This is a genomic window from Falsibacillus albus (assembly GCF_003668575.1).
GTDB classification, from domain to species: Bacteria; Bacillota; Bacilli; order Bacillales; family DSM-25281; genus Falsibacillus; species Falsibacillus albus.
The window spans coordinates 15,184-37,096 of the sequence record NZ_RCVZ01000017.1 but is presented as its reverse complement, the minus strand read 5'-3'; the positions used below and the strand labels follow the sequence as shown (position 1 = coordinate 37,096).

Genomic DNA, 21,913 nt, shown 5'->3' with positions numbered 1-21,913 from the left:
CCCGATAACGTTCTTTCTTACATGATAATGTAATCAACTTATTATGACAATTTTTATGCGAATAGTGGCAGATGATTAGATTCCATTTATTTTATATAATATAATAAAATAAAAAAAGGGAGATTTAAAATGACATTACTAAGCGAAATTCTAGACTATAATGAACAATTCGTAGCTGACAAAAAGTATGAAGCATTCACCACAACGAAGTTTCCCGATAAAAAAATGGTTATCTTCGGATGCATGGACACAAGATTGGTCGAGCTTATGCCAAAATCCATGAACCTCAAAAACGGTGATGTAAAAATCGTCAAAAACGCAGGGGCCACTGTCAGCCACCCTTTTGGCTCAATCATGCGCAGCATATTAGTAGCGGTATACGAACTGCAGGCAGATGAAGTTTTCGTAGTCGGACACTATGACTGCGGAATGGCCGCAATCAAAAGCGATGCAACACTTCAAAAAATGCTGGACCGCGGCATTCCACAAGAAACGATCGATACGCTGACCTACTCAGGCATCGACCCTAAGGAATTTCTCAAAGGCTTCGACAGCCCGGAAGATAACGTATTGAACAGCGTCAACATGATCAGGAACCATCCTTTGATGGATCCAAAAATCCCTGTACACGGTCTAATCATCAATCCTGAAAGCGGAAAACTCGATCTTTTAGTCGACGGCTATTCAAAATAAGAATGAAAAAAGGTCCGTCCCATACAGATTGGGATTGGACCTTTTTTATATACTCGCAGACGCAGCACCGCCGTCTTTCCTTCGCTTAAGCCAGTGCACCCCAAGCACAACCAGCACCATCTCCATGCTGGAAATCACATCAGATTGGTTCGTGAGGCGAAACGCGGCCGATTCAAAGAAACCATTCGTCCTTTCAAAATGAGCCATCTTCTGACCATACTCATCGATCATGCGATATTCCTTCAAAAAAGCATCGGACTCAATGGAAAATTTCCCTCGGTTAAATGCTTCATACTCATACCTTTTCGAAAAAAATGAAAAGACCTCGCTCAAGCAGCCAATCTCGTCGCCGCCATCGTTTACGATCCCCCATTTATTAGAGAAGAACTTGATTCTCCCCCCAACCAATAAAGCCTCATTTTCATCCACGATATCAACACCCGATGAAAAAGCGCTCTTCAGGTCCAAGCTCCCCACTTTCTCGCCTTGAATATTAAAAATTTCAGATATACCGGCAGCAAAGAAATTCTCTTTGAAAATCAGGATTGGCTTCAACATGTGCAAACTCCTTCCCCTTGTACTTATATTGACGTATAAGATGGAAAAGAGTTACATATATTGCAAAAAAATTTGGGAGACCGATTTGAACGCATCAAAACAAGCCTATCAACTGAAGATTAAATCCCGTTTCTCCCTCGACTCACCTCAAACTGCGCGATTCCTTCTCTTTTCCTCCCAATCCCCTTCCAACACGGTGTCCCCCGCGTTCCCCTCATTTCTTCCTCTATCAAAATAAGCACCGCACCACTCAAATTTTCCTGCGACCATCCAATAATAAGAAAGAAAACATACGGCTCGGCATATATGTAAATAAAGGGGGAATGGAGCTTGGTAAATTGGTGGATCACGACGATCATGCTTGCCATTTTATTGGGATGTATCGGTGGCTTTTTCATTCATTTTTTGAGGAGGACGTTGAACCCTGCCGATGCTGAACGCATCGATCCCAACCCGGAAGACGCCCAGCAGGAGGATACTGAAACGTAACCAGTGCCTGGGCCCACGCAAAAAAGGGGATGTCCAAAAGTTATTTGGACATCCCCGTTCCGTTTCATTAGGCTGTTTGCTCTTTTTCTTTCTCTTCTTCTGTTTTCTTGTTTTTGGAGTAACCTAGAACCAATGTGATGACTGTGATGCAGCCGACAATGATGTATTTCAATCCGTGCGTCAAGCTGAGGAAGTCATTCACATGATCATCCTTGAGAATCATTTCGCCTGCTGTCCAGGCCAAGATTCCAGCACCTGCATAGGCAATCCATTTAAAACGCTCCATAAGGCTTACGATCAGCTTGGAAGCAAAGATCATGATTGGGATGCTGATAAATACACCGATGGCAATCATGACGATGTGTCCGTCTGCTGCACCTGCAACAGCCATTACGTTATCAAGGCTCATGATGGCATCCGCCACAATGATGGTCCCGATCGCTTTCATTAGTCCGCTATGTGCTTTAATATCCGCATCTCCTTCTTCTTCTACCAACACTTTATAAGCAATCCATAAAAGAAGCAGGCCGCCTATGATATTGACAAACGGCAATTTCAAAAGGAATACGATGACTGCCGCAAAAATTATCCTTAAAATGACTGCGCCACCTGTTCCCCAAAAGATCGCTTTGTTCTGCTGTTCTTTCGGGAGCGTGCGCGTTGCCATTGCGATTACTACTGCATTGTCGCCAGATAGGATGATATCCAGGGCGATGATTTTCAACAATACTAAAATGGCCGCTCCGGAAAAAGCCATTCCTAAAACAAAATTTCCATCCATTCTACTACTCCACCTCTATTAAATTAGTAATTAATCTACTATTGTATCTGCAATAAAAACAATTACTATCATACCTTATTTAGCGTTTGAGAGCAAACTACCATAAAAATGGATATATTAATTATACTACATAAAAATAGGAAAGAGAAATCCAGTGTTTACCTGGATCGAACTTCATTCCAGCGAATAGGCGAGCGATTTTTTCGCCGCTTCCATGAGCCCTTGATCCTTTACGTCTTCCCCATAGATCAGCAGGACGGCAGAAGTATAGACAGCCTTGAATCGAGCAAGGAGCTTGTCTTCTTTTTCCACGGACCCATATTCTTCAAAAAACGCTTCCCTTGACTCCTTGGGCAAATAGGAATAGGCAATGGATAGATCGACGGCAGGATGCCCGATATGAACATCGCCCCAATCGATGATCCCTGATACCCTTCTGTCATTTCCGACTAAGATGTTATTGATATGCAGATCCCCGTGGCAAAGCACCTGCTTTCCTCCCGGCCCTACAGGTTGAAGCTCATTCAAATACTGAAGAAGAACTTCATGCTCCTCCCATAATCCTTTATCAACGATTCGTTTGTAATGATCCATTAGCCTTTCTTTTCTTTTTCTGATATTTACCCGATCCAATTGATCATAAGGTGTGTCTAATTCTATAGCTTTCTCGATGGGAAACGCGTGTAGCTCTTTCAAAAATCCCCCCAATAAAGAACCTGACTTTGCATGGTCTTCTCTTTTCAAATTTCTCGGGACATCCCCCTCCACTTTCGCATAGCCGATGAATGGCCACGGATATTTCATGGATGGCTTCCCATAAAACATAGGAATTGGAATCGGAAGGCTAAGCGAATCTCCAATGGCAGGTAGAAGCTTGCCCTCTATGCACAGGAGCTCAACAGCGATTTCCCTCCTTGGAAACCTGAATATTAACGATTCATTTATTTCATAGATGGTATTATCGAAGCCTTCCCCCATTTTCCGGGCCGCGACAGGTGCAATCCGAGGGAACTGCTCTCCGATCAACTCTTTTGCCAATGCTTCTGAAACAACGATTTCAGCATCCCAAATATTCGGCATTTCGGCTTATTCCCTCCTCTGTATTGAGCTTCCATGAACAATTATTTTTTAGTATATTCCATAATAAAAGGAAAAAAATACCTTGATTTTTGTTATGATAAACACAGAACCGACACATGTTCACTCCTGCTGCTTCATATCAATATTATTGGACTGGTCATTAACTGAATGAGGGGGGCCTTTGCTTGGATTTTGAAAAAGATATTAAAGTAAAGAGGTACAAGCGCACTTCTACGGTCGTGAAGAACGGGATAAGTTTTGGAAGCTGTCTGGCCATGGTCATTTCCTACACCGCCTATAAATCGATAGGCTGGGCCATCATCCACGGTATCTTCAGCTGGTTATATGTTTTGTATTACTTCATTAAATATTCTCCGGGCTTGTTTTAGCGCAAGCAAAACAAACAAGAGGCCTTCCCGCAGCTTCCATGGGATCGCCTCTTTTTCCCCTTATGTAGGTCTTTCAGTCATTTGACGAGCGAATGCTTGAAGGCATAGATGACTGCCTGGGTCCGGTCCTGTACGTTCAGCTTGCTTAAAATATTGCTGACATGCGTCTTCGCCGTTTTCAAGGCAATGAATAATTCATCGGCAATTTCTTGGTTCGTCTTGCCCTCTGCCATTAAAAGCAGGATTTCCAATTCCCTGTTGGTCAGATCTTCATGCAGTTCCCTGGCATCCCTTTGCCTCATTTTTGCCATCATCTTCCCTGTGACCTCCGGCTCCAAAATGGATTGTCCTTTATAGGTTGCACGGACGGCATCGGCAATTTCACTGGCTTTCGAGGTTTTCAGCATATAGCTCGTTGCCCCTGCCTCTAAGGCTGGGTACACTTTTTCATCATCCAGGAAGCTTGTCACGATGATGATTTTCGCTTCCGGCCACTTGGAGACAATCGTTCTTGTCGCCTCGATTCCGTCCATCTCCGGCATGACCAAATCCATCAATATAATATCGGGCTTCAACTCCATCGCCAGTTCGATTGCCTTCTCGCCGTTATCCGCTTCCCCGACGACATCAATGTCAGGCTGGGAAGAAAGGAAGGCCGATACCCCTATTCTCACCATTTCATGGTCATCGACAAATAATACTCTAATCATTTATTTCTCCTTCCAACGAAATCTTTGGTACGCGTACTTCCAGGCGGGTTCCTTTGTTCGGCAGGCTGACGATTTTCATCGTTCCGCCGATTTCGAGTGCCCGCTCCCTCATGTTTTGAAGACCGTAGGAACCTGCCTTCTCCTTCTCCTTCTCTACATCAAATCCAACCCCATCATCTGAAATGCGCAGGATGATCAAGCTGTCCCGCTCAATGAGGAGGACATTCAGGCTGGAGGCTTTTGCGTGCCGCAGTGTGTTGGAAACGGATTCCTGAAGGATTCGGAATAAATGGTCTTCAACCCCTTTATCCAAAGCAAGCGGCTCTATTTTCCAATGTAATTCCATTGGGACCTTTTGGGATAATTCGATTAATAGCTCCTGAATTCCTTCTTCCAATGACTTTCCTTTCAATGCCACCGGACGAAGATGCAATAAGAGGGCACGCATTTCCAGCTGAGATTGGTGGATCATTTGCTCCACCATCTTCAATTGCTTTGATTCGGCGCTGCTCGGAGAAGGATTTGTTTCATTGATGGCGGACATAAGCATCGATGCCGCAAACAGCTGCTGGCTGACCGAATCATGAAGCTCTCGGGCTAGCCTGTTCCTTTCCTGCGAAACGAGCTCTTGGATTCTTTTCTCCTGAACCTCGGCTTTTTCTGTTGCGAGCTTCTGGGATAGCTTTGTCTGCTCACTGATTTGGACTTTCAACTTATCGATCTGCTGTTCAATCGAAGCAATTTCTGTAATCTTTGAGGCTTCCGTTCTTTTTGGAACCTGTCCGCCGACCAATAAGGAGATTTCACCCTTTATTTGCGAAAGCTGCTTTTTCCACGCAATGCCGGATGCGAGTCCCGACACAATCCCAATCAGTAAACCGGCCAATGGAACAACCAGGATAAAGGGAAAATCAAGAATCTGCCGCTCCCATAAAGTAGACCAATCGCTTAGCGGAAAAGCATAAAAATAAAGCGTGGAAAAGACAAGAACCGAAACAATGGCCATGAAACAGGACACGATCATCTGGCGCTTGATTATACTCATACCCGTTTCACCTCTATGTTTCCGACGAGCAAGGAGGTAATGACCTTTACCTTTTGTTCCGCTTGCTCATAGCCCTCTGTTTGGAAGTGGACCGTATGGTTAAAAGAAGAGTGTTCCTGGTGCTGAAAAATCGTTGAAGCCCCCGCTACTACACTATGGCGGATGCTGATTTCCGTTTCATACGGGACAAGTATCTTTATATTCCCTATTAAGTTTTTGATGAAAATAACCGCTTCTCCATTAGGAAGAACGGTGTTGCTCAAATCAATGATCGTATCACCCACGCCCGCTTGAATGTTGATATCTTCCCATTCAAATGGATGGTCGACCGTTGCCTGGCTGCCGAACCATTGATTTTTAAAATACGGTGTTTTTATATAAATGGCCTCATTTGACCTTGGCTTCTTTTCTAAGTTGATTTTCGGTTTGATGACCTTCGGCTCCTGCTTTGATTTCGCAAACTGGATGACCGCGTAGCCGATAATGGCAATGATCAATAAGCGGAACGTGACCAAATTAAAGATGGTGACGATCAAGATGATGATCCCTATCCAAAAAAATAGGTTTCTCTTATTTCCATTGTCCTTTTTTTTCTTGCCAAGGTAGATCAGGCCGCCTGCAACGAGCAAGGAAAAAATAGCGTCCCCGTTATGGAATGATAGTTCGAAGACCAGGAGCAGTATGCCAATGAGGATGATCCAGCTTAATCCATCGCCTTTCAGTTTATCCATCATCAGGGAACGCCTCCTTTTCTATCAAATAATTTATTTAGCTCTATTCGGACAGTTTGTTGCTATTCATTAAAGGTTGATTTCCGCTGCATGATTCTGACTTTCCAACGCTGGCTTACACTATGAAAAGACGCAGATGATCTACGCCTTTTTAGAATACCATGTTTCAGTTATTAAATAGAATGTGTTTCTTCCAATTTATTTTCTTTTTCCGGCTTAATCTCGTTTTCGAATTTATTTTCTCTTTCAAGCTTGGCGATCTTTGCATCGATTGTATTGCGGTAGTATGTCGAAGTGACCTGATGCTCCAGGCTCTCCAAATACGATTCCATTTCATCGAAATGATTAGTGGAGCCAGAGGAATAAGCGTTATTGTCCAGCACTTTATTCATTCGGTGATGGGCTCTTGCCATGTTCTCCCTTCCCATCAACTCAAGGCGCTTCAAATTCATATCTTTTAATTTGTGCTTCATTTCATTGTACTTTCGCTCAAGCTGCTCAAGCTGTTCAGTGGCATTTACTAGTGATGCTTGAAGGGAGCGCGATCTTTCTTCATATTGAAGCTGTTCCTGCAAAGCGAATTCATGAAGGTCTTGTTCGCTTGCTTTAAGTGCCACTTCCGCTTGGTATTTACGTTTGGCGGAAAGCTCTTTGGCATGGTGGTATTCCTTTGTAAATTCTTCTTTCAGAAGGTATTGACGCTCGACCAGCTTTCTTACTTTCTCGGTTTCCGCCTCACATTGGCGCAAATATTGATTCAATACGGCGATTGGATTCTTTTGTTCCTTTTGATCAAGCATATCATGCAAATCCGCTTCGATTGTTCGTTTAATCCTGCTAAATAAATTTCCCATTCCACTCTCTCCTTTTTATTTTGGATGTATTTTCTACTTGAGGATGTTCGCTTTTCAAGGGGCCGCGTTGACCTTCCTGAGTCTAGCAAACACTTCCGATTAAATGAATGAAGTCATTACTTTTGAAGTTTTCCCCATTCTTTTTCAAAGTTTTGAAATGGATCGGATGTGTCTTGCTTTTCGCTCTTTTGTTCATTCCACTTTTTATAGACCATGTACAAGATCACCGCAGCTGCGATTGCCAGGATTGCCGGTACGTTGGATGCCGAAGCGGTTAATGCGATCACCCCGATGATCGCCCACACGATTTTCTTGAAGGTAGAATCCGCTGCCATGAATTTTTTAAATGAGAAGTACAGAAGCACCAAACTGATCAACAACCCGATGAGTGGCCCCACGTGCGTCAATAGTACGATTGCCGCTATCCCTCCGATTATCGCTAAACCAACTTTTCTCATGTTTCCTTCCTCCTTTCTATGATTCTATCCTACCTTGATTTCTTCGCTTTCATAACGAGCCTCCGCTTTATTTTCAACTAGGTCTTGAGCCGTATCCGCCGATACATCCCATCAAAAAAAAAGGCGACAGGCACCATCCAGATATTGGATGGTGCCTGTCACCTTTTGTCACCTTTTATAGAAAATCCGTGGCTGCGGCTTCATGAATATGGAGATGTTGATTCTTTTGCAAATGGTCAGGTAGTGAAGAAGGGTCAATAGCATCGCCCCAGTGTTCATCCCTAGAATGATGCCGACCATTCCGTGCCCCATCATCCCTCCGAGGATATAGATGCCTAAAAAGGCGACTGCCGTGGATAGGATCGAATGGAGGAAGGCGTCCTTCACCAGCCCCAATCCGATCAGGAAAGCCTGCATGGGAATGATGAAATAATGCAAGAGGAAAAACGGCCAGAGCAGCTGCAAATAATAGACGGCATCCGTGGAGTGAAAGAAAAGGGTGGTGAGCTTCTCCCCGCCAAAATAGAAAAGACAGACGGCGGGCACCCCGTAAACAAACGTGAAAACCATGACCTTCTGCAGCAAATTTTGAAGGTCTTTATGATTATGATTGGCAAAGTGCTCTGAAACGGTCGGTATCAGAATGATCAATAACGAATGGGAAATGAACGCCGGGAAAAAGCCGATCGTGAAAGCAACACCCGCCAGTATCCCGAACTGTTCAGTCGACATCGATTCACTCAGACCGGAATGCATTAAAGCCGTCTTGATCAAAAATGGCTGAATGGCCGCCGTGATGGCATGGAAGATCCTTAACCCCGTTGTCGGTACCGATACGGCCAGCAAGCTCTTCCTGACAACCTTCCCCCTGATTTGATCATGAGATTTATGCTTGAGCTCACGGAATTGGAAGACATACGCGAGGATCAAATAAATCAGTACGACAATCTCGCATCCAATCAACGTACAGATTGCGACCAGTAGGGCTATCTGCGGCTGAAAATCAAACAGCTGATATAACATCACTAAAAATAACAGCTGGAGGACTTTTCGGAGGAAGTTGGACATGGCGATCTTCCCCATTTGCTGCACGCCCATAAAATATCCGCGGGCAATCGATGAAATTGAAATCACCGGGATCAAGGCAATCATCAGCCCCCGCAAAATGGGAGGATAATGCTGAAAGATCGGAATGGACGGAAAGACAAAAGTGGCCACGACCAAGAAGACAACAGTAGAATAGACCGCCATTTTAAATGCATGGTGCAACAGGCTCCGGTGATACCTTTCCTCTTTTTCCGCCACCAGCTTGGATAGGGATATGGGGAGCTCGAGGCTGGCAATCACCACGACCAGGAAAACGAACGGCAGGATCGACATATACATCCCCATCCCTTTTGCCCCGATTTCCTTCGCCAGCACCATATTAATCAAAAATTCAAGACATTCCCCCAAAAACGCAACCGTAATCAATAGAATGGATCCCTTCAAAAATGTATTCATTCTGTCTCCCCTTATGTACAAGTTCATATCATAAGAATATGAGACAAGTCCTGAAAATATATTAGGCGATTTTATGAAAGTTGAATTCCGCATTGCCTCACCATCCACCTTTTTAGGGAATGTGCTTACTCACGTTTTCATCCTCCATTTATGGATAAATATCAAAGAAGAAATGAAAACTCTTGGTCAGGCATAAAATACAGATATACCAATTTGGGGAGGGAGCAGTTTGCTTCGATTCATTTTCAATTTAATCGCCTTAATCCTTATGATCGCCATCAATGCTTTGGCAAACATCTTGCCGCTGAATGGACAGACGACAGGTGAAGTATCAAATAAGCTCGATGTACTCTTTACACCTGCAGGGTACGTATTTTCCATCTGGGGATTGATATATTTTCTGCTTGGCATTTGGGTATTGAGGGGGCTGCCTAAGCATCGAAGGAATGCTGCCCTTTATACCACGACGAGCGGTTTATTTGTCTTAAGCTCCTTATTAAACAGCTTGTGGATCTTCCTTTGGCATTATGAATATATAATCTGGACAGTAGTGGTCATGGTCCTGCTCCTGCTTACGCTTATTCGTCTATATGGCAAAGTGAAAGCAGCCCGGCCATCCTTTTGGGATCAACTCCCTTTCTCCATCTATTTAGGCTGGGTCAGCGTCGCGACCATTGCTAACATCAGCTATGCACTCGTTTACTATGGATGGGACGGATTCGGGCTTTCTGCCGTCACATGGACGATCATCATGCTCCTTGTGGCAGCGTGGCTGTCCTTATTCTTCCGGAGCAAGGAAAATGATTGGGTCTATCCCCTCGTCTTCGTTTGGGCCTTCATCGGCATAGGCGTGCGCACTATGGAGAAGGAACCTATGGTGGCGTATACGGCATACGGGCTCGCGTTCGTCATTTTCATCGGCATTTTTCTGCTGAGGAAAAAACAAGATTGAGTTTGCCAGAGAGCGTGTTCTAATATGGAGTGCGCTGTTTTTTTATACCTGCTGCCTCAACTCCAAAAAACAATAGGAAAAGGAAACTTGGCCCACGCATAGATTTAAGGTATCAGCATTTTAGGAGGGCTCAATTTGGGTATCATTTCAGGAAAACAATTTATCAATCGGATTGATGATTTACATAATGAGGTATGGATCCATGGAAAGAAGGTCGATGGAAAAATTTCCAATCACACTGCCTTTAAGGGCATGCTCCACAGCAAGGCCAAGCTATTTGACATGCAGACTGACCCCAGGCATCAACCCCTCCTCACCTTCGCACTTCCCGGCACATCAGAAAAGGCGAACTTTTCTTTTAAACAGCCTGCGACAAAAGCAGATTTAACGGATCGCCGGCTGGCCACCCAGCTATGGGCTAAAACAAATGCGGGGTTGTTGGGCCGTTCCCCCGACTATATCAATTCTGCCATCATGTCCCTCGCTGCCGCTGCTCCTCTCCTCGGGAAAAACAATAAAAAATTTGGTAAAAACATTAGACAGATCTATGAACGGGCTGCCGCAGAGGACTTGACATTTACCCATACCTTCATCAATCCTCAGACCAATCGTTCTATATCATTTTTTGAATCGGATGACATGATCATAGCGGCAAAAGTTGTTGATGAAAACAGTGATGGCATCGTAGTTAAAGGTGCTCGGCTGCTGGCCACGCAGGGCGGGTTGACGGACGAATTGCTCGTGCTGCCGGCGGGCGGGAATTTTATCGATGAATCTTATATATATGGTTTCATCATCCCTTCCAATACACCCGGTTTAAAGTTCATGTGCCGGGAGTCTTTTGTGTCGGGGGATTCCGAATTTGACTATCCTTTTTCCACAAAGTATGAAGAAATCGATTCAGTCGTTGTGTTTGATGATGTGCTGGTCCCTTGGGAGCGCGTCTTTCTTTATAAGGACTTGAATATCGCTTTTGAAATGACACAGGAAGTCGATATGTTCACTCTTCTTTCCTTCCAATCGGTCACGAGGCAGGTCGTCAAAACAGAATTCATCCTCGGTTTGACCCAGCTGATCATCGATGCGATCAATATCAGCGAATTCCAGCATGTAAAGGATAAGGCAAGTGAAATCATTGTCGGTCTTGAAATCATGAAATCCCTTCTTCTTACTTCTGAGAACCAATGCCAACATAACACATTCGGGATGATGACCCCGGAAAAAAACGCGCTGAATGCCGCGATCATTTATTATCCAAAGCTCTATCCAAGGCTCGTAGAAGTGATTCATTTGCTAGGCGCCAGTGGTTTGATCACCCTACCGACAGAGAAAGATTTTCTTTCGGACAATACGCGTCCCTATATTGATCAATACTTGCAAGGGGCTGGTTCCGATTCACTTGAGCGTGTAAAGATCTTTCGGTTGGCCTGGGATTTGACCATGAGTTCGTTCGGCTCCCGGCAAACCTTATATGAGCGTTTCTTTTTCGGCGATCCGGTGAAACTGGCCATGTCCCTTTACAATGGGTATGACAAAACTCCATACGTCGAAATGGTGAAGGAGCTTCTCGACTGAACCACTGCATATTCCTTATAGGTTGCGACAAACCTACCTATAAGGAGGTGGACCAAGTGAGTAAAAATCCAAACTCAAGATATACAGTTGCAGGGACCGATATTGAAGAAGTGAAAGAAAAAAATGCCCATTCCGGCATGACTTATAATCAAGTGAAAAACCTTCTTGCCCAAACGGTGCGAGGACACGAAGCACAGAGCATCAACCGCAACCGCAGCGAATAAAAAATAGCCTCCCCTATTATGGTGCCTGTCACCAAATAGGGGGGGCTGTTTCATTTATTCTTCGATCGGTGTTTTCTTCTTTCTTTTCATCTTGCTGACAAGCTCATAGACGATCGGTACGATCAGCAGAGTCAATAAGGTCGAGCTTGCCAAGCCGCCGATGACGGTTACGCCCAAGCCTTTGGAGATGAAGCCGCTGCCCTCAAGGCCAAGCGCCAATGGCAGAAGTGCTCCTATCGTGGCAAGAGCGGTCATGAGGATCGGACGAAGCCTTGTGGATCCCGCCTCCAGAATCGCTTCCCTTGTGGAAAGCCCTTCGTTTTCCTTATGGATGACCCGATCGATCAGCACGATCGCATTCGTGACAACGATACCGATGAGCATCAGCGCCCCGATCATCGCGGAAATGCTCAATGTTTCACCGGAAATCAATAGTCCGACCAAGCCGCCGATGATGCTGAACGGCAATGAGAACAGGATGGCAAATGGCGCCAGTCCGCCGCCGAACGTAATGACAAGGATCAAGTACACGATGGCGATGGCAGCCAGCATGGCCAATCCAAGCTGGGTAAAGGACTCTTTAATATCCTCTGTCACGCCGCCCATGGAAATTTCCATGTTGGATGGGAGGTCAATTTTATCGATTTCTTTTTGAAGCTTGGCAGATGCCTTTGATACGTCCTTGCCTTTTGGCTCCGCACTCACTTCAACATATACGCGCCCGTCCCGTCTGGTCACAGTATTGGCTGTCTTGCCTTCTTTAAGCTTCGTGACATCCTTCACAGCGACTTCCGTTCCGAACGGGGTTTGGATCTTTTTGTTCCTTAAATCATCGACATTGTTGTATTGCTCTTTATCCACACTCAAGTATACATTGACGTCCTCCCCATCTTTTTGGATGGTGGTGATGACCGGACGGCTGCGCTGCGGACTTAACGCCATTCCCACTTGTGCAGGCGTCAGGCCGAGCTTGCTCAATTTTTGTTGATCAGCCACCAATGTATATTCATCGTAGGACTGAGACATCGATGAATCAATATTTTTAAAGTCTTTCTGGTCTTTCATCACTTTCTGGATTTTATTGACGATCGGTTCGATTTCCTTCAAGCTGTCGCCGTAGACGTAAAGCTTCATTTCGTTGCTGCTTCCGCTTGAAGAGAAGTTTTGCTGCGCCCATTCACCTTTCGCCGTCATCCCTTGTAAGTCTTTGATGACCTGTTCCTTTTCTTTTTCAAAATTCGGAGTGTCGTCGTTATAGGACACATAGAATTCCCCGCCATTGGAGCTGCTTGGATCCATTGGATTTTCGCCGCCGACGGAATATTGGATCGTTTTTACATTCTTTCTGCCGTCGAAATATTCCTGGGCTTTTTCAGCGATTTTTTCTACATCATCCAACGTTTGTCCAGGTGCAGGCTTGTACGTTGCAACAAGCATTTTATCTTCCTCGGAAGACAGGAAGCTGACGCCGATTACCGGCACCAAAGCCAAACTTCCCGCTAATAGCAGAACAGCCAATACAGACGTAATGATCTTATGGTTCAACGCCCATGTAAGAATGCGCTTATAGCCTCTTGCCAGTCTGCTCGGCTTATCCTCGCGATGCGGCTTTTTCTTCACGCCCTTTTTAAACAGCGTGTGGGCGAGCATCGGAACGATCGTAATCGCTACGAGGAGTGATGCCAATAAGGAGAAGACAATCGTCAGGGCAAATGGCAGGAATAGCTCCCCGATCATTCCTTTTACAAGTCCCAACGGCAGGAACACGGCAATCGTGACAATCGTCGAAGACATGATCGGTTTGAACATTTCCTTCGTCGCTTCTCGGATCAATGTCCCACCTTTTAAAGTTTCTCCCTTTAGGGACATCCTTCTGTATATATTCTCGATGACGACGATCGAGTCATCGATGACCCTTCCGATCGCCACAGTCATCGCGCCTAATGTCATGATATTCAGGGTAATATCCATCTGCTTTAACAATAACACTGCGATTAGCAGGGAAAGCGGAATCGAAATGATTGAAATGATCGTCGTTTTGATATCACGCAGGAACAACAAAATGATGATGACTGCAAATATCGCACCGAAAATCGCTTTATTCAACATCGTGGTGACCGATTTTTCGATCGGCTTGCCTTGGTCGAATGTCGAGATGATTTCCAGTCCTTCGTGGGACTTTTTCAATTCTTTGATTTGGTCTTTTACTTTATTTACTACGTCCACCGTGTTGGCATCGGAAGACTTGACGATCTGGACTCCGATGGATTCTTTTCCATTTGTTCTTGAAATGGATTCAGCTTTTCCAACAAATTTAATATCTGCAATATCCTTCAGTTTGACGGTAGGGATCTTCATGTTTCCGGCTGCTGCTGAAGATTGTCCTTTGGTGGAGGAAGGCATTTGCTGAGAACCGGCACCTGCTTTCGGCTGCTGCATGCTTCCAGTTTGGCCGGGTTGCTGCATGCCGCTCGCACCTTGCCCCATCCCTCCGGCTGATGATGAAGGAATAACCGGGATTTCAATCGATTTTAATTCGTCCAGCGTAGTGACTTTCCCATCCACCACAACGGATTTTTCCGTATCCTTGAATGTGAATAGCCCTAATGGATAAGAAACGTTGGAACCTTTAATGAAGTTCTTGACTGTTTCTTCGTCCATCCCCAACTGCTTGAGCTTGTCCATTTTAAACACAAGCTGGGCTTCCTCCACCTGCTGTCCGGAAATTTGAACGGATGATACACCGTCGATCCCTTCGAAAGCAGGGACAATGTCCTCTTTTGCTTCTTTCGTTAGCTTGGAAAGGGACTCCTTGTCGTTGGACAGGCTGAGCGCCATGATCGGGAAGGCATTGAAGCTTAGGCGGGACACTTTAGGATCCTGCACAGCGTCAGGGAATTCCACTGAAGTCAAGGCTTCCTTCGCTTCATTTTCTGCGTCATCCATATTCTTTTCATAGCTGTATTCAATCTGGATGGCCGAAACATTCTGGTACGAAGTCGAACTGACGACCTTGACACCGTTCAGCCCCTTCAATCGCTGTTCAATCGGCTTGGATACTTTATCTGCGACCTCAGCCGGTGTCGCTCCTGGATAAACGGTTTGTACAGTGATGATCGGTGTGGTGATATTCGGGATTGTCTCCAGCTTCATGTTGAGCCCGGAATAGAGCCCTGCCACTGTGACGATGATCGTCAACAGCCAAACCGCAAATTTATTTTTCAATGAAAAATTGATGATTTTATTCATTTCACCTCTCCTTTGCCTTTATGTATTTTTCTATGTTTATCCTCTTTGACCGACTAGTCATAACATCCCATAATATAACTGACCAGTCGGTTATTAGTCAATACTTTCCTATGTAAATTTAACAAAAGTTCAATTTTCGCTTTGATTTTTGTGACCAATCGGTCATAATAGAAAATAAGAATCCTTGTACAGGAGAGGTCCTATGATAAAAGAAAAAGAAAGACTGATTATCGAAACAGGAATCAAATTATTCGCCAGTAAAGGTTTTACGGCCACTTCCATTCAAGAAATCGCCACGGAATGCGGAATTTCAAAAGGCGCGTTCTATTTGTATTTCAAATCAAAAGAATCATTGCTGCTGGCAATCTTTGAATACTACTATACTCGGATCCAAGAACGGGTGAATGAAATCGACCATGAAGATTTGGAGCCCCGGGAAAAATTCATGAAGCAGATTTATTGCCATTTTGATGAAATCAGACAGCATAAAGAATTCATCATCATGCAAGTCCGCGAGCATGCAATCCCGTTCAATGAGGCGATTGAGGATTTCATTAAAAACATGCGGCTTACATCCAATCGATATTATAAGAAAATGCTGGCTGAAATATACGGCGAGCAAATCACCCCTCATGTTTGGGACTTGACCATCATGATCCAAGGCATCTTCCACTCTTATTTGGAGCTGATCATTTTCGAGGTGACAGAACTCGATTTAAAATACCTATCCAAGTATATTCTTCATCGCTTGGATGATCTTGTGAGCGGGCTAGTTTCAAAAACGGAGGAGCCGATTTTATCTGTCGATGTGATGGAAAGCTTGATCAAAGAAAAGTTTCAGCCATCCAAAGTCAGTAAGAGAGATTTATTGATCTCCATCAATGAAAATAAAGAGAGGGTTGCCGATCATCCTGATAAAGAGAATATCCTGGTGACGATGGACGTTCTCGAGGATGAAATCAATCGGGATGAACCTAGGATCCCGGTCATCAAGGGGATGCTTGCCAACTTTCATCCATATGGTGAATTGGACGAACTGCGCAGCATGATTGCCGACTTTTTCCTGGAGAAATAAATATAGGGATAACTAGAAAAAAGAGTTGAATGGACAAATGGATAGTTATCAATCTTTCTCTATTAAGTTGATTGGAGCGGAAGGTGCGAGACTCCGGAGGGATCAGCGGGCAAGTTGGAAAAGCTGCAGGGCTTTGCCCAGGGGCGACACCTCGAGCCCCTAAGCCCTGGAGCTAGACAGGTGAGACCACGCAGCGAAGCGAGGAGATATAGGGCGGATGTTCGATTAAGATCGGCACCTCGTGTGCCAACATCGAATGACCTCACATCGTGTGAGGCCCCTCGGAAAGCGAGCATCCTTCCGCGGAAATCAACATTTATTGAAGATCCAACGTTATTTCACAAGACCAAACGCCTCAATAAATAATGCTGTACAGACCATTTCAATAAAAGCAGAAAAAAGCCGGAGTCAGATGACTCCGGCTTTTGTTGATTCATTATTATTGTTTATTTTTTGGATTATGATTGGTGTAGTCATAATCACTTCGTTTAACCGGCTTGAAATTCGGCGGGGTATAGAAGCGCAATAAGTCTCCGTATACGATGCTATCGGAAGTCTCAAGCTCTTTCTTCGCCTGGTCGTCAAGCGGCTTACATTCTTTCGAATCGACCTTTTCCCCATCAGGGTTGCTATAGCAAGCACCATTTACTTGCGTATATTTGGATGATGCAAAGTCACCGTTACGGAACGGTACAAGGTCGCGATGCTGGTCAGAAAGTAAATCTGAACCAAGGGACATATAATCTTTTGTATCTACTCCCAATAAATGCATAAGTGTCGGACGTACATCGACTTCTCCGCCATACTTGTGAATCTGTCCGCCCTTCACGCCAGGAACGTGAATGAACAATGGTACACGCTGCAGCTGAGCATTTTCATAAGGAGTGATGTCTTTACCCATTACTTTGGACATTGCCGCATTATGGTTTTCAGAAATACCATAGTGGTCACCGTAAAGGACAATGACTGTATTATCATACAAGCCTGAAGTCTTCAAGTCATCAAAGAACTGCTTCAATGCTTCATCCATGTAATGTGCCGTTTGGAAGTAGTGGTTTACAACACTGTCGCCATAGTCCCCTGCAGGGAAGTCGGTATCACCGTCATCCATCGGGAATGGGAAGTGGTTCGACAAGCTGATGAACTTCGTATAGAACGGCTGTTTCAAGCTTTTCAGCAATGGCATGGATTCCTTAAAGAATGGTTTATCCTTCAAGCCATAGTTCAATGTATCTTGTTCGTTCATATCGTAATAAGTTGCGTCAAAGAATTTGTCAAATCCTAGAGATTTATACATTTCGTCGCGGTTCCAGAACGTTTTGTAGTTGCCGTGGAACGCTGCTGATGTATAGCCTTTAGATTTTAAGATCGCTGGTGCTGCTTGGTACGTATTTTGTGCTTTGTTTGTAAATACGGACCCTTGCGGCAGCGGGAACAATGAGTTTTCCATCATGAACTCGGCATCGGATGTTTTACCTTGGCCAGTTTGATGGAAGAAATTATCGAAATAGAACGTTTGGTTATCATGTGCTAAAGAGTTAAGGAACGGCGTGACTTCTTTACCATCCACTTTGTAGTCAATCATGAAGTTTTGCAATGATTCCATTGAAACATAAATGACGTTCATTCCTTTAGCTTTTCCGAAATACTTCGGATTCGGGGATGTGTGATTGGCTTTGATATAGTTTTCAGCCTCTACCACATCATTACTGTCTGCAAGTGCGCGTTGAGCAGTTGAACGTGCATTTTGAACCGCATCATAAATCGTAAAGTTGTATGCACCTAAATATTTCACCAAGTAGTTGCGGTCAAATGTTCTTGACAACAGCTGCGGGCGGTCCGCCTCGGCCAAACCAAGGTTTACGGAGAAAACCAATAGTGCTGTTGCAAATACTAAGATCTTAGTACGTGCTTGAAGCTTTTCTTTTGGCTTAACAGCTTTGAACACAACCATCAAAATCAGGATGATCGTATCCGCAAAATAGAAGACATCCCATGGTGACATAAGCGCCATTGCACTGTCTCCCATTCCGGAGTTGCTCTTTGCCTGTTCAAGGACCGGGATTGTAATGAAGTCATTGAAAAAGCGGTAGTACGCAATGTTTGCATATAGGACAAACGATAAAATGAAGTTTATCACGATTAATGCAATGTTTTGCAGGCGGCCCTTAAAGAAGAGCGCAAATCCGAGGAAAAAGATTGCTGAACTTGCCGGGTTAAAGAACAATAGAAATTTTTGAATACTATTATCAATGCCTAAATGAAATTCGATTCGATATGCTGTGTACGTTTTTATCCAGAACATTACTACAGCTAAAATGAAAAATGAGAGTCTATGTTTCATTAGCTCTCTTGTTCTGTCTTTTAGAGTATTCATTATTTGGTTTCACCTCTTTAAAAATTAAAAAGATATTCAAATGTAAATCACACGTAAATATTGTATAAAAAATTCGTTGAGTACATGTTACATTTTTTCAAAAATTTATGACAAAAATAGTAAAATCTGGTTCAAACATGGTGTGATTTTTTTCGGACCTAAAAACAATCGAAACTTAATTATACTACTTTTCCTCTTTCATCGCAAAGAATTACCTCTTTACGATGCTGCACCTATAATCTACCCACTTCCAACAATGTTAAACCTCTGTAAATTTTAAATGTTGTTTAGGTAAATCATAAATCATATAGACTATAATAATACTATTTGAAAAACATTCAACTGTAAATTTAACCATTTTTTTTAAAAATCGTTAAAATACATTAGTTAAAAATTCCCATATGGGTATGCTAACCCCCATCATTCAGGGCTTTTTACGCACAAAAAAAAATGGCCGCGCTGGCCATTTTTTTTGTGAATTTTTTTTAATTAATTGTCACACTTCTTGTGAAACCGCTCTCATTATGAAGGCGGTCCAATGCAGTGATGACATACGTATATGTTTTGCCTTTTTCAGCCGATTCGTCAACATATTTCTGTGAACCACCCGTTTTCCTCACTGTATCAAGTAGGTTTTCCGCGTTACCGATGTCGCCGCGATGCTTCCCATCAAAACGGTAAACAGCATAATACGCGGTATCCGAGTTTAACTGATGGTCTTCGATCGAAAGCTCATTGCCATTTTCCTTCTTCACTACTTTTCTTAATTTCGGCTTTTTCGGCGGTGTATGATCGAGCCACGGCATCGTCGGTATCAATGCAGGATGTTTGTAAACATCATTTGTCAGACGGTCTTTGATCCCCAAAGGGTTCCTGTTCAAATCCTTGAGGCTGAAGTGTATGCTTCCCTTGACGGTGTCGTATTGATGGTTAAGGTTGATCTGTCTGACATATTCTTCAGGATCGCTCCATGCTGGCACGAAATTATTGTCAATTTTATAGGCAGCTTGTCCAATATATAAATGGACCGGGTGGCCGATGGTTTCCTTGACCCACCAATCCAGCAGGACATCATACGCAGCTGGTTCGAATCCGATATTCCAATAAATTTGCGGAGTGATGTAGTCGACGTATCCGTTTTGGATCCAAGTCCTTGTATCCGCATAAAGATCATCATAATTCGTTTGGCCCGCCGTCGTATTTGAGCCTGTTGGATCATCAGCGATATTCCTCCATACCCCGAATGGACTGATACCGAACTTCACGTATGGCTTCACCGCTTTAATCGATTGATTGATTTCCCGTACAAGCGTGTTGACGTTGTCCCTGCGCCAATCATCGATGCTGTCGAACAGATCTTTTCCGTACTTCTCATAAGTCGGTTGATCGGGGAATTCCTGTCCGGCGATTTTGTACGGATAAAAATAGTCATCCATGTGGACGGCGTCGATATCGTATTTTCTGACGACCTCCAATATCCCGTCTTCAATGAATTTTCTTGCTTCAGGAATTCCAGGATTATAATACAATTGTTTGCCATACGGTACGACCCAATCCGGATGCTTCCTGGCCGGATGATCTGCAGACAGCGTATTGATATCTGTACTGTTCATTGTAATCCGGTACGGGTTGAACCATGCATGGAACTCCAGATTGCGTTTGTGCGCTTCTTCCACCATGAAGGCAAGCGGATCATACCCTGGATCTTTCCCCTGTGTTCCGGTCAAGTATTCGGACCATGGTCCATATTCTGACGGATAAAAGGCATCCGCCGTCGGCTTGACCTGGACGACTACTGCATTCATCCCCATGCTTTTCACATCATCCAGCAGTTTAATGAACTCTTGTTTCTGTTCCTCGGCAGTCAGCCCTTTTTTGGATGGCCAATCGATATTGGCAACCGTGGCAATCCACACCGCCCGGAGTTCCCTTTTTTTGTACGTTACCCCTTCTTCCGCATTAGCCGTCAGCGGTAAGGCTGTCGACATGAGCAGAATCATGGCTGCCATCATCATCAACCATTTTTTGACCGATTTCAACACGCATCTCCCCCTCAGATATATCATTCAATTTCAATATATCAAAGGGGATTTTGAACAAATATGCTACATTTGTCATAATTTTCCGAAATAAAGACCTATTTAATTTCGTTAATTTCAGGCATTTTTAGCGTAATTCCAAAAAATTTGTTATACCAGCATACGGAATGTCGTTCTTAATCGAATGCCGTAATTGAATCATCGTTTCTTTTTGCCATCCTTGAAGTTCTTTGCAGTTCCAATGCTTGGAAAACAGCGCATAAAGGAAGACTTCCCTCAATTTTAGAAAAACCGGGACTTGATTCAGCAGTTCAATGTCCACTTTTTCGAAACGCTCATACCCTTTCAAAAACGATACGAAGAACTTCCTTTTAAAATCCGTGTGTTCCGGGTGAAAGGAAGTGGATTGCCAATAGGCGTGGTAAAACGCCACAGCCATATCATTGGCAAACCAATTGTAGGCACAGTCGTCAAAGTCGAATAATGTTATTCGACCCTTATCGACAAACATATTCCCTTGGTGAAAGTCATTATGAATTAGCCCATACAAATTTTCATTGATAGGAAGTTGTTGAATGGCTGCCATGATATTTTTGTATTTATCTTGGAGATCTGCCGGGAGATACTGGCCGATATTCAGGATATCCCCTTGTTGGCTTCTCCACTTTTGTCGAGTTTCTTCTATATTATATGTTTTCGACAATTTATGCATTTTCCCCAACAAGGCACCCCATTTTTCAAAAAACACATCATTCCATTCTTTCGGGTCATTGACTTCGATGGGATACCCAGGGGCTTTCTGAAATACGGAAGCATACCGATCGATTCCATCGACATTTATCTTTTCAATGAAGGCATCGTCTTTCGATCGTATGGGCACCGACACACCGACGCCGTTTTCTTTTAAAAACCGAATAAACCTCAATTCTGATTCCAGCATTTCCATCTTGCGTCTTTGTGGGGCGGAAAAACGTAAAATGAACTGACTCCCTTCTGCTTCATATTCAAACACTTCATTCTGATATCCACTCGATAATTTTTTGTAAGAAGAAAAAGAAGCGTGAAATCGAGCACATGCTTCCTCCACAATGTTTGCGTAATATAATGACTTCATGAATATCTCCCGCCAAA

20 protein-coding genes are annotated in these 21,913 nt (G+C 43.9%); 7 read left to right on the top strand and 13 right to left on the bottom strand.

Features of this window, described 5'->3' with window-relative positions; translation table 11 throughout:
- Positions 1-129: 129 nt before the first annotated feature.
- Positions 130-693 (top strand): beta-class carbonic anhydrase, encoded by a 564-nt coding sequence (locus D9X91_RS18820; RefSeq protein ID WP_121682195.1) that lies wholly within the window; start codon positions 130-132, stop codon positions 691-693.
- A 45-nt stretch (positions 694-738) separates the two neighbouring features.
- On the opposite strand, the gene D9X91_RS18815 is transcribed toward D9X91_RS18820, so the two are convergent.
- Positions 739-1,251: a hypothetical protein gene (locus D9X91_RS18815; RefSeq protein ID WP_121682194.1), complete on the bottom strand. Its 513-nt coding sequence runs from the start codon at positions 1,249-1,251 to the stop codon at positions 739-741.
- Between the two features lie 330 nt (positions 1,252-1,581).
- Between D9X91_RS18815 and D9X91_RS22620 the strand changes: the two genes are divergently transcribed.
- A complete protein-coding gene (locus D9X91_RS22620) occupies positions 1,582-1,740 on the top strand; it encodes a hypothetical protein (RefSeq protein WP_158598373.1) in 159 nt (52 codons plus the stop codon).
- Between the two features lie 67 nt (positions 1,741-1,807).
- Here D9X91_RS22620 and D9X91_RS18810 read toward each other — a convergent pair whose 3' ends face one another.
- Complete coding sequence (locus D9X91_RS18810) at positions 1,808-2,521, bottom strand: TerC family protein (RefSeq protein ID WP_121682193.1); 714 nt, start codon at positions 2,519-2,521, stop codon at positions 1,808-1,810.
- Between the two features lie 174 nt (positions 2,522-2,695).
- Positions 2,696-3,601, bottom strand: a complete 906-nt coding sequence (locus tag D9X91_RS18805; RefSeq protein ID WP_121682192.1) for a phosphotransferase — start codon at positions 3,599-3,601, stop codon at positions 2,696-2,698.
- A gap of 185 nt (positions 3,602-3,786) precedes the next feature.
- Here D9X91_RS18805 and D9X91_RS18800 point away from each other — a divergent pair, with 185 nt between their 5' ends.
- On the top strand, positions 3,787-3,990 hold the full coding sequence (locus D9X91_RS18800) for a hypothetical protein (RefSeq protein ID WP_199738140.1): 204 nt from the start codon (positions 3,787-3,789) through the stop codon (positions 3,988-3,990).
- Positions 3,991-4,067: 77 nt separating this feature from the next.
- On the opposite strand, the gene D9X91_RS18795 is transcribed toward D9X91_RS18800, so the two are convergent.
- From D9X91_RS18795 to D9X91_RS18770, 6 genes are all read right to left on the bottom strand, one after another.
- Positions 4,068-4,700 (bottom strand): response regulator transcription factor, encoded by a 633-nt coding sequence (locus D9X91_RS18795; protein WP_121682191.1) that lies wholly within the window; start codon positions 4,698-4,700, stop codon positions 4,068-4,070.
- A complete protein-coding gene (locus tag D9X91_RS18790; protein ID WP_121682190.1) occupies positions 4,693-5,745 on the bottom strand; it encodes a sensor histidine kinase in 1,053 nt (350 codons plus the stop codon). Before D9X91_RS18790 ends, D9X91_RS18795 begins: the two co-directional genes overlap by 8 nt.
- A complete protein-coding gene (gene liaF, locus D9X91_RS18785) occupies positions 5,742-6,479 on the bottom strand; it encodes a cell wall-active antibiotics response protein LiaF (RefSeq protein WP_121682189.1) in 738 nt (245 codons plus the stop codon). The genes D9X91_RS18790 and liaF overlap by 4 nt, the downstream gene beginning before the upstream one ends.
- 170 nt (positions 6,480-6,649) lie before the next feature.
- Positions 6,650-7,330: a PspA/IM30 family protein gene (locus D9X91_RS18780; RefSeq protein WP_121682188.1), complete on the bottom strand. Its 681-nt coding sequence runs from the start codon at positions 7,328-7,330 to the stop codon at positions 6,650-6,652.
- A gap of 116 nt (positions 7,331-7,446) precedes the next feature.
- Positions 7,447-7,788, bottom strand: coding sequence for a lmo0954 family membrane protein (locus tag D9X91_RS18775; protein ID WP_121682187.1), 342 nt, complete (start codon positions 7,786-7,788; stop codon positions 7,447-7,449).
- Positions 7,789-7,956: 168 nt separating this feature from the next.
- Entirely contained in the window at positions 7,957-9,291 is a 1,335-nt protein-coding gene (locus D9X91_RS18770; protein ID WP_121682186.1) for an oligosaccharide flippase family protein, read from the bottom strand.
- 229 nt (positions 9,292-9,520) lie between these two features.
- Here D9X91_RS18770 and D9X91_RS18765 point away from each other — a divergent pair, with 229 nt between their 5' ends.
- The 3 genes from D9X91_RS18765 (at position 9,521) to D9X91_RS22780 (ending at position 12,042) form a co-directional block, all read left to right on the top strand.
- Entirely contained in the window at positions 9,521-10,243 is a 723-nt protein-coding gene (locus D9X91_RS18765; protein ID WP_121682185.1) for a tryptophan-rich sensory protein, read from the top strand.
- A 135-nt stretch (positions 10,244-10,378) separates the two neighbouring features.
- The gene (gene hpaB / locus D9X91_RS18760; RefSeq protein WP_121682184.1) at positions 10,379-11,818 is read left to right on the top strand and encodes a 4-hydroxyphenylacetate 3-monooxygenase, oxygenase component; all 1,440 of its coding nucleotides are present in this window, start codon (positions 10,379-10,381) and stop codon (positions 11,816-11,818) included.
- 56 nt (positions 11,819-11,874) lie between these two features.
- The gene (locus D9X91_RS22780) at positions 11,875-12,042 is read left to right on the top strand and encodes a hypothetical protein (RefSeq protein ID WP_199738139.1); all 168 of its coding nucleotides are present in this window, start codon (positions 11,875-11,877) and stop codon (positions 12,040-12,042) included.
- Between the two features lie 54 nt (positions 12,043-12,096).
- Here the strand turns inward: D9X91_RS22780 and D9X91_RS18755 are convergent, their stop codons facing one another.
- Positions 12,097-15,291: an efflux RND transporter permease subunit gene (locus D9X91_RS18755; RefSeq protein WP_121682183.1), complete on the bottom strand. Its 3,195-nt coding sequence runs from the start codon at positions 15,289-15,291 to the stop codon at positions 12,097-12,099.
- A 205-nt stretch (positions 15,292-15,496) separates the two neighbouring features.
- Between D9X91_RS18755 and D9X91_RS18750 the strand changes: the two genes are divergently transcribed.
- Positions 15,497-16,366 carry a TetR/AcrR family transcriptional regulator gene (locus tag D9X91_RS18750; RefSeq protein WP_121682236.1) on the top strand — a complete coding sequence of 290 codons (870 nt, stop codon included), beginning with the start codon at positions 15,497-15,499 and terminating at the stop codon, positions 16,364-16,366.
- Positions 16,367-16,805: 439 nt separating this feature from the next.
- Here D9X91_RS18750 and D9X91_RS18745 read toward each other — a convergent pair whose 3' ends face one another.
- From D9X91_RS18745 to D9X91_RS18735, 3 genes are all read right to left on the bottom strand, one after another.
- Positions 16,806-18,743 (bottom strand): LTA synthase family protein, encoded by a 1,938-nt coding sequence (locus tag D9X91_RS18745; RefSeq protein ID WP_121682182.1) that lies wholly within the window; start codon positions 18,741-18,743, stop codon positions 16,806-16,808.
- Between the two features lie 485 nt (positions 18,744-19,228).
- Positions 19,229-20,758, bottom strand: coding sequence for a glycoside hydrolase family 10 protein (locus D9X91_RS18740; RefSeq protein ID WP_407644210.1), 1,530 nt, complete (start codon positions 20,756-20,758; stop codon positions 19,229-19,231).
- 151 nt (positions 20,759-20,909) lie between these two features.
- Entirely contained in the window at positions 20,910-21,896 is a 987-nt protein-coding gene (locus tag D9X91_RS18735; protein ID WP_121682180.1) for a phosphotransferase enzyme family protein, read from the bottom strand.
- Positions 21,897-21,913: the final 17 nt, after the last annotated feature.